The organism is Streptomyces specialis (genome assembly GCF_001493375.1).
GTDB classification, from domain to species: domain Bacteria; phylum Actinomycetota; class Actinomycetes; order Streptomycetales; family Streptomycetaceae; genus Streptomyces; species Streptomyces specialis.
This window is the reverse complement of sequence record NZ_LN929781.1, coordinates 1-6,246: the sequence shown is the minus strand read 5'-3', so window position 1 is coordinate 6,246 and position 6,246 is coordinate 1. Positions and strand designations below refer to the sequence as shown.

The following is a 6,246-nucleotide window of genomic DNA, read 5'->3' as shown; positions in this document are numbered from 1 at the left end:
ATGGAAGCGAAGCGAGGGGTATGTAGATAAGGTATAGATGCACCCTGCAGCAACAGAATGAGAACGAGCCTCTTCGGCGGCAGGGGCAGAAGTGTATAAGAGGCAGGTTACGACTGACCGACGTCGGTCGCCGCTACGGGGACCGCGAGGTGCTGCGGTCGGTCACGCTGGACCTGGCGCCCGGGGAGATCATCGCGCTGAGAGGCGACAACGGTTCCGGCAAGTCCACCCTGCTGCGCGTCGCCTGCGGCAGGGAACGCCCGACCAGCGGCACCGTGCTGTTCGACGGCGCGCCGCTCGACGAGGACGCCCCTGCCGCCCGCGCCCGCATCGCGACGGTGCTGGACACCGGGGCGCACTATCCGGACCTGACGGTGCGCGAACACCTCATGCTGGTGGCGCTGTCCCACGGCCTCGGCCCGGACGCCGCCGGCGTCGTCGGGGAGGTGCTGGAGGAGCACCACCTCGCCGGGCACGCCGACGTCCTGCCGTCCGCGCTGTCGTCCGGGCAGCTCCAGGCGCTGGCCCTGTCCGCGGCGTTCGCACGCCCCCATGACCTGCTGATCCTGGACGAACCCGAGCAGCGGCTCGACCGCCGCGCCCGGGGCGAACTGGCGGACCGGCTGGCCGCGCACCGGGACCGGGGCGCCGCCGTGCTGCTGGCCACGCACCACGACGCGCTGAGCGCGGTCGCCGACACCGTGTTCACCGTCGACGCGGGAACGCTGACCCGTACGGACGCCGGGCACGTGACGGACGGATGAGGCGATGACCGCCGAGACCCTGGCCTACCTGCGCGCGATCCGCCGCGACTTCCGCGCCCGCAAGCGCGGCAACATGGCGCTGACGCTCTACGGCGTGGCGCTGGTGGGCGGCTGCTGGGGCGTCCCGCTGCTGGTCATGGCCGCCGAGCGGGGACACGCCCAGGGGCCGTCCGAGGCGTGGCAGGCGCGGCTCCTGGCGAGCCTGCCGGTCACCGTTCCGGCCCTGGCGGTGCTCGTGACGGTGCTCATGGCGCGCGGCGCCGTGTGGCGCGGGCCGGTGCTCGTGGACATGCCCACCGTGACATGGCTGCTGCCCACGCCGCTGTCGCGCGGCGCGCTCCTGCTGCCCCGGCTCGCCTCCGCCGCGCTGCTGGCCGGGCTGGTCGGGGCGGGCGTGGGCGGTGTGGCCGGGTTCCTGCTGTCCGCGCCGCACGCCCGGCCCTGGCCGTTGGCCGCGGCGGCGGGCGCCTGGGCCGGGGCGACGACCGCGCTCACCGGCACCGCCGCCGGCGCTCTCGTCGAGCGTCACGACCGCCTGATGGCCCGCCACGGCACCCGGATCTTCGGCGCCGCCTGGGCGGCCGTGACGCTGATGGCCGTGGGCGCCGCGACAGCGACCGCGCAGGGACCGCCCGCCTGGCTCGCCCACCTGTACCTGTGGTCGGGACCGTGGGGCTGGTCGGCCCAGCCCCTGATCACCGCCCTGGAGACCGGCACCTCCCCGGCGGCGCCCCGGTGGTGGGCAGCGACCCCGCTCGCGGCCGCATCGACGACGGCCGCGCTGCTGTTCGCCCGCCGGGCGACCCCGCGCATCTCCCGGGCCGCGCTGCGCCTGCGGGCGACGACGGCGGTCCGGGTCGGCGCCTCACTGCTCACCCTGGACCTGCGGCAGGCCAGGGAGGGCATCCCCGCCCTGCGCGACCGCGGCTCGCGTCCCCCCCGGCGGCTTCCCCCGCCGCGCCACCCATGGCTCGTCGTCCCGTGGCGCGACGCCACGGGACTGCTGCGCGCGCCCGGACGCCTGGCCTGGGCCGCCGTGTGGAGCGGCACGGCGGTGGCGCTGACCGCCGCGGCACCGGCTCTCCAGGGCACCGGCCGGTTCTCCGCCGTGGCCGGCGGACTGGTCGCCGTGTACCTCGCGGCGGCCCACCTCGCCGAACCGGCGCGGGCCGAGAGCGACGCCATCCGCCGCCCGGCCAACCTGCGCTGCCCGCCCGGCTCCCTGGCCCTGCGGCACGCCCTCGTCCCGGCCGCCCTGCTGCTGACGGCCCTGGGCGCGGGCGCGGCGGTGTGCCTGCTGAACGGCCGGGGCGGACCCGGAACCGCGGTCCTGGTCGCGTCCGTTCCCGCGTTCGTCGCGGCGGCGCTGGTCAGCGCCTACCGGGGGACCGTGCCGCTGACCCTTCTCGTCGGGTCCGACAGCCCCGTGGGCAACACCGCGCCCGTCCAGACGGCGCTGTGGTACCTGCGCGGCCCGCTCGCCGCCCTGGCGCTGACGGCGCCGGTCGCCGAGGGCGCGGCGGACGGCGGCACGTACGGGGCCGGGCACCTGGTGTGGCAGATCCTCCTCGGCGCCGCCGGACTGTGGTGGGTCCACCGCCGGGCGACCGCTGCGCACCGCGGCTGAGCCCCGGGCCGGACCGCCTCACCACCCACGGCGTGCGGCGCCCCGCGCGCCCGCGCCGTCGGTGCGGATCCACGCCGCCGCGCATCCGTGCGCCCGTTTCCCGGGGGCGGCGTTTCGGCATCACCGGGAGGCGACGGAAAGGACATGCCCATGCCATATCGGCCATCCGCTCGACGACGTCTCCCGCTGTGCCTGACCGCGATCGCCGCCGGGGCGCTCATACCGCTGGCCGGACCGGCGGCGTCGGCGCGGGAAGTGATCACCTGTCAGATCAACGGCGCGGACGGGTACACCGGGACACCGGGGGACGACACGATCCGTTGCCAGGGCCTGCCTCCGGGCGTAGTCCTGGACGCGGGCGCGGGCGACGACACCATCAGCGTGGACGGGATCGTGGACGGCGGCCAGGTCCGGGGCGGCGACGGCCGGGACACGATCACCGTCGAGGAGCCGGGTGTGCTGGGCGCGACCGGCGTGCTCGACGGCCAGGACGGCGACGACTCGTTCGTCGTCCACGGCGCCGTGCACGGCGCCGTCCGGGGCGGCGACGGCGAGGACAGCGCCTCCGTCCGGCTGGGCGCCCAGCTCGGGCCCACCGGCGTCATCAGCGGTGGCGACGACCACGACTACCTCGACGCCGTCGAGGGCCTGCCGCTCGCCGGCCGCGTGATGGGCGACGAGGGGTACGACGAGATCTACCTCTTCGGCGGCCTGCTGTGGAGCGGGCTGGCCCACGGCGGCGACGGCCCCGACATCATCTTCGTCGTCTACGGCGGCAACGAGGGCCGGGTCCTCGGCGGCGACGGCGACGACTGGATCGAGCTGACCAGCAACGACGGCGTCCTCGACGGCGGCTCCGGCTTCGACGAATGCTTCACCCTCCACGGCACCCCACCCGTCAACTGCGAGGCCGAACCGGCCCCGTGAACGCCGCGCTACCCGGCGGTTCCGGCGGCCCGGCCCGGCGCGTGGTGATCGGCGGGACCCGGCGGGGGCAGGGTCGCGGTGACGGTCAGGCCCCCGCCGGGGCGCGGGCGGGCGGTGACGTCGCCGTCGTGGGCCCGCGCCACCGCCCGGACGATGGACAGGCCGAGCCCCGCGCCCTTGGCGGTGATCAGGCGCTCGGCGCCCAGGCGGCGGAACGGCTGGAACAGGTCGGGGATGTCGTAGGGCGCGACGGCCGGGCCGGTGTTGGTCACCTCGATCACGGCGTGGCCGTCGTCCGGGCGGGTGCGGGTCACGACCCGGACCCAGCCGCCGGGGGAGCCGGTGTTGTGCCGGATGCCGTTCTCCACGAGGTTGTGCACCAGGCGCTCCAGCAGCAGCGCGTCCCCGGTGGTGAGCGCCTCGCCCAGGTCCTCGTGGCGCAGCGTGACGCCGTGGCGGCCGGCGTCGGCGGCGGCCTGCGCCAGGACGTGTTCGGCGAGGTCGGCCAGGTCGACGGGGAACCGCTCGGGGATCTCGTTCTCCGAACCGGCCAGCAGCAGCAGGCCGTTGATCAGCCGCTCGTGCCGGGCGTTGATCTCCAGGAGCTGTTCGCCCAGTTGCCGGACGTCCTCGGAGGCGGCGGCCCGGTGCATGGCCAGCTCCACCAGGGCCCGGCTGACGGTCAGCGGCGTGCGCAGCTCGTGCGACGCGTTCGCGACGAAGCGCCGCTGACTGCCGAACGAGCGGTCCAGGCGTTCGACCATGGTGTCGAAGGCGTCCGCCAGGTCCTTCACCTCGTCGTCCGGTCCCGGCAGCGAGATGCGCTGGTACAGCCCCCGGTCGGCGGCCGGGGCGGCGGCGATGCGGCGGGCCGTCTCCGTGACCTGACGCAGCGGCGCCAGGACGCGCCCGGCCACCAGCCATCCGAAGCCGGCGGCGATGGCGCCGACGACCAGCCGCGCGATGCCGCCCTGGCCGAGGAACGACGTGGCCGCCGCGTCACGGACCGCCTCCTCGCTCCGCACCAGCGTGGCCGCCTCCGACAGATCCGGGTCCGGCGAGTCCGGGTCCGGTGGGGGAGGAACCCCGCCCTCCCCGCCGCCCTCCCCGTCCGGGTCGGCGCCGGTGGCGGCGGAACTCGTGGTGCTCCCGGCCGTGGGGCCCCCGATCTCCTGCGTGAACAGGGCGTACGTCAGGCCGAGCAGCAGGACACCGGCGGCCAGGAACATGCCGCCGTTGATCAGCGCCAGCCGCGCACGCAGCGACACACGGCGCCGGGACGGACGGGAACGGCGGGACCGGCGGAAACGGCCGGCCGGGAAACGGCTCACGGGATCCGGTACCCCACCCCCGTGACGGTCTCCACCACCGGCGGATCGCCCAGCTTGCGGCGGAGCTTGAGAACGGCCAGCCGGACCGCCCCGGTGAACGGATCCGCGTGCTCGTCCCACACCTTCTCCAGCAGCCGCTCGGTGGACACCACGGCGCCGTCCGCCCGCAGCAGCTCCGCGAGCACGGCGAACTCCTTCTTCGACAGCGGAACATACCGGGTGCCGCGGAACACCTCCCGGCCGGACTGGTCCAGCGTGATGCCCGCCCGGCGCAGCACCGGCGGCGCGGCCGGACGGCAGCGGCGGCCCAGCGCCACCACCCGCGCGGCCAGCTCGGGGAACGCGAACGGCTTGGTCAGGTAGTCGTCCGCGCCCAGGCCCAGACCCGCCACCCGGTCCGTCACCTCCGCCGCCGCCGTCAGCATCAGCACCCGCGTCGTCGCGCCCGAGGCGACCACCGCGCGGCACACGTCGTCACCGTGCACGACCGGGATGTCGCGGTCCAGGACGACCACGTCGTAGTCGTTGACGCCGATCCGCTCCTGCGCCGCCGCGCCGTCGTGCGCCACGTCCACGGCGTGCGCCTCGCCGCGCAGCCACGTCGCTATCGCCCCGGCCAGGCGCGGCTCGTCCTCCACCACCAGCACTCGCATGCGGGTCATGGTGACGGACGCCGTGTTTCGTTCCCGTCAGCACCGGCCCCCGGCCGGGTGGAAACAGCGGGGAAACGCGCCGTCCGGTTCCGTCGCGGTCCGGGCGGTGGGCGTGTCCCGCCGGCCGCGCGATCCGCGCCGAAGACCGTGAGGAGACCACACGATGCGCGTGACGACGGTCCGGGCGGTGCTGACCGCACTGCCGGTGACGCTGGTGCTGGTCCTGCTCGGCTGCGGCTCCCACGACGGCGGCCCGGACGGCCCGGACGGCGGGAACGGCGGGAACGGGGACGCGGCGGACCTCGATCCGGGCGATCCGGTGCTGGGGTTCGCGCGCTGCCTGCGCGACAACGGCCTGGACGTGCCCGACCCGGACCCGGGAGAAGGCATGAACCTGGACACGGACGACGAGGACCCGGCCGTGGTGGACGCCGCGATGGAGGCGTGCCGCCACCTCGACCCGGCGCTCCAGGAGGACCGGACGCTGCCGCCCGACAAGAAGGAAGCCGTGGAGCGGTACGCGCGGTGCATGCGCGACGAGGGCGTCGAGAGCTTTCCCGACCCGCTGCCCAACGGCGGCATCGCGTTCGACGACCCGTCGATCGCCGAGGACCCCGACTACGAACAGGCCGACGAGATCTGCCAGGCGGAGCTGCCGCCCGGCGGCGAGGGCGGCGCGTCGAACCAGCGAGAAGGGTGATCCGGCGATGCCGCGACCACCCTTTCGGGAGCACGAGGACGCCCCGGCGGCGTCATCGGGACTCTCGCCGTTCACCATCCGGTGATCCGCGCCGCCCGCCTCTCCCCGAGGGAGGTACTGGCCGCGCGATGACCGGCCCGCGCCCGTCGCGAGCCGGTGATCACCCCCGGGGGTGGGGGGTGGCCGCCGGCTCCCACGGCACCAGCCGTGCGAGCCGGCGGCCACGGACTTCCGCGACATCACT

Annotated in this window: 6 protein-coding genes; 4 read left to right on the top strand and 2 right to left on the bottom strand. The window is 75.6% G+C overall.

The features are described 5' to 3' along the window. The first annotated feature begins 149 nt into the window (after positions 1-149). From BN2279_RS06890 to BN2279_RS06880, 3 genes are all read left to right on the top strand, one after another. On the top strand, positions 150-764 hold the full coding sequence (locus BN2279_RS06890; protein ID WP_234347528.1) for an ABC transporter ATP-binding protein: 615 nt from the start codon (positions 150-152) through the stop codon (positions 762-764). 4 nt (positions 765-768) lie between these two features. Next, positions 769-2,391 carry a DUF6297 family protein gene (locus tag BN2279_RS06885; RefSeq protein ID WP_059007522.1) on the top strand — a complete coding sequence of 541 codons (1,623 nt, stop codon included), beginning with the start codon at positions 769-771 and terminating at the stop codon, positions 2,389-2,391. Positions 2,392-2,541: 150 nt separating this feature from the next. Next, complete coding sequence (locus BN2279_RS06880) at positions 2,542-3,318, top strand: hypothetical protein (protein ID WP_159037087.1); 777 nt, start codon at positions 2,542-2,544, stop codon at positions 3,316-3,318. Between the two features lie 8 nt (positions 3,319-3,326). On the opposite strand, the gene BN2279_RS06875 is transcribed toward BN2279_RS06880, so the two are convergent. Together BN2279_RS06875 and BN2279_RS06870 are read right to left on the bottom strand one after the other, a co-directional pair. Beyond that, a complete protein-coding gene (locus tag BN2279_RS06875; protein ID WP_324612823.1) occupies positions 3,327-4,586 on the bottom strand; it encodes a sensor histidine kinase in 1,260 nt (419 codons plus the stop codon). 59 nt (positions 4,587-4,645) lie between these two features. Next, complete coding sequence (locus tag BN2279_RS06870) at positions 4,646-5,302, bottom strand: response regulator transcription factor (protein ID WP_059007526.1); 657 nt, start codon at positions 5,300-5,302, stop codon at positions 4,646-4,648. Between the two features lie 163 nt (positions 5,303-5,465). Between BN2279_RS06870 and BN2279_RS06865 the strand changes: the two genes are divergently transcribed. After that, positions 5,466-6,002 (top strand): hypothetical protein, encoded by a 537-nt coding sequence (locus tag BN2279_RS06865; RefSeq protein ID WP_059007516.1) that lies wholly within the window; start codon positions 5,466-5,468, stop codon positions 6,000-6,002. Positions 6,003-6,246 lie beyond the last annotated feature (244 nt).

Bases quoted from the DNA above. Each gene is read 5' to 3' on its own strand.
- BN2279_RS06885 (WP_059007522.1), top strand. From the start codon at position 769: ATGACCGCCGAGACCCTGGCCTACCTGCGCGCGATCCGCCGCGACTTC.
- BN2279_RS06865 (WP_059007516.1), top strand. From the start codon at position 5,466: ATGCGCGTGACGACGGTCCGGGCGGTGCTGACCGCACTGCCGGTGACG.
- BN2279_RS06870 (WP_059007526.1), bottom strand. From the start codon at position 5,302: ATGCGAGTGCTGGTGGTGGAGGACGAGCCGCGCCTGGCCGGGGCGATA.
- BN2279_RS06880 (WP_159037087.1), top strand. From the start codon at position 2,542: ATGCCATATCGGCCATCCGCTCGACGACGTCTCCCGCTGTGCCTGACC.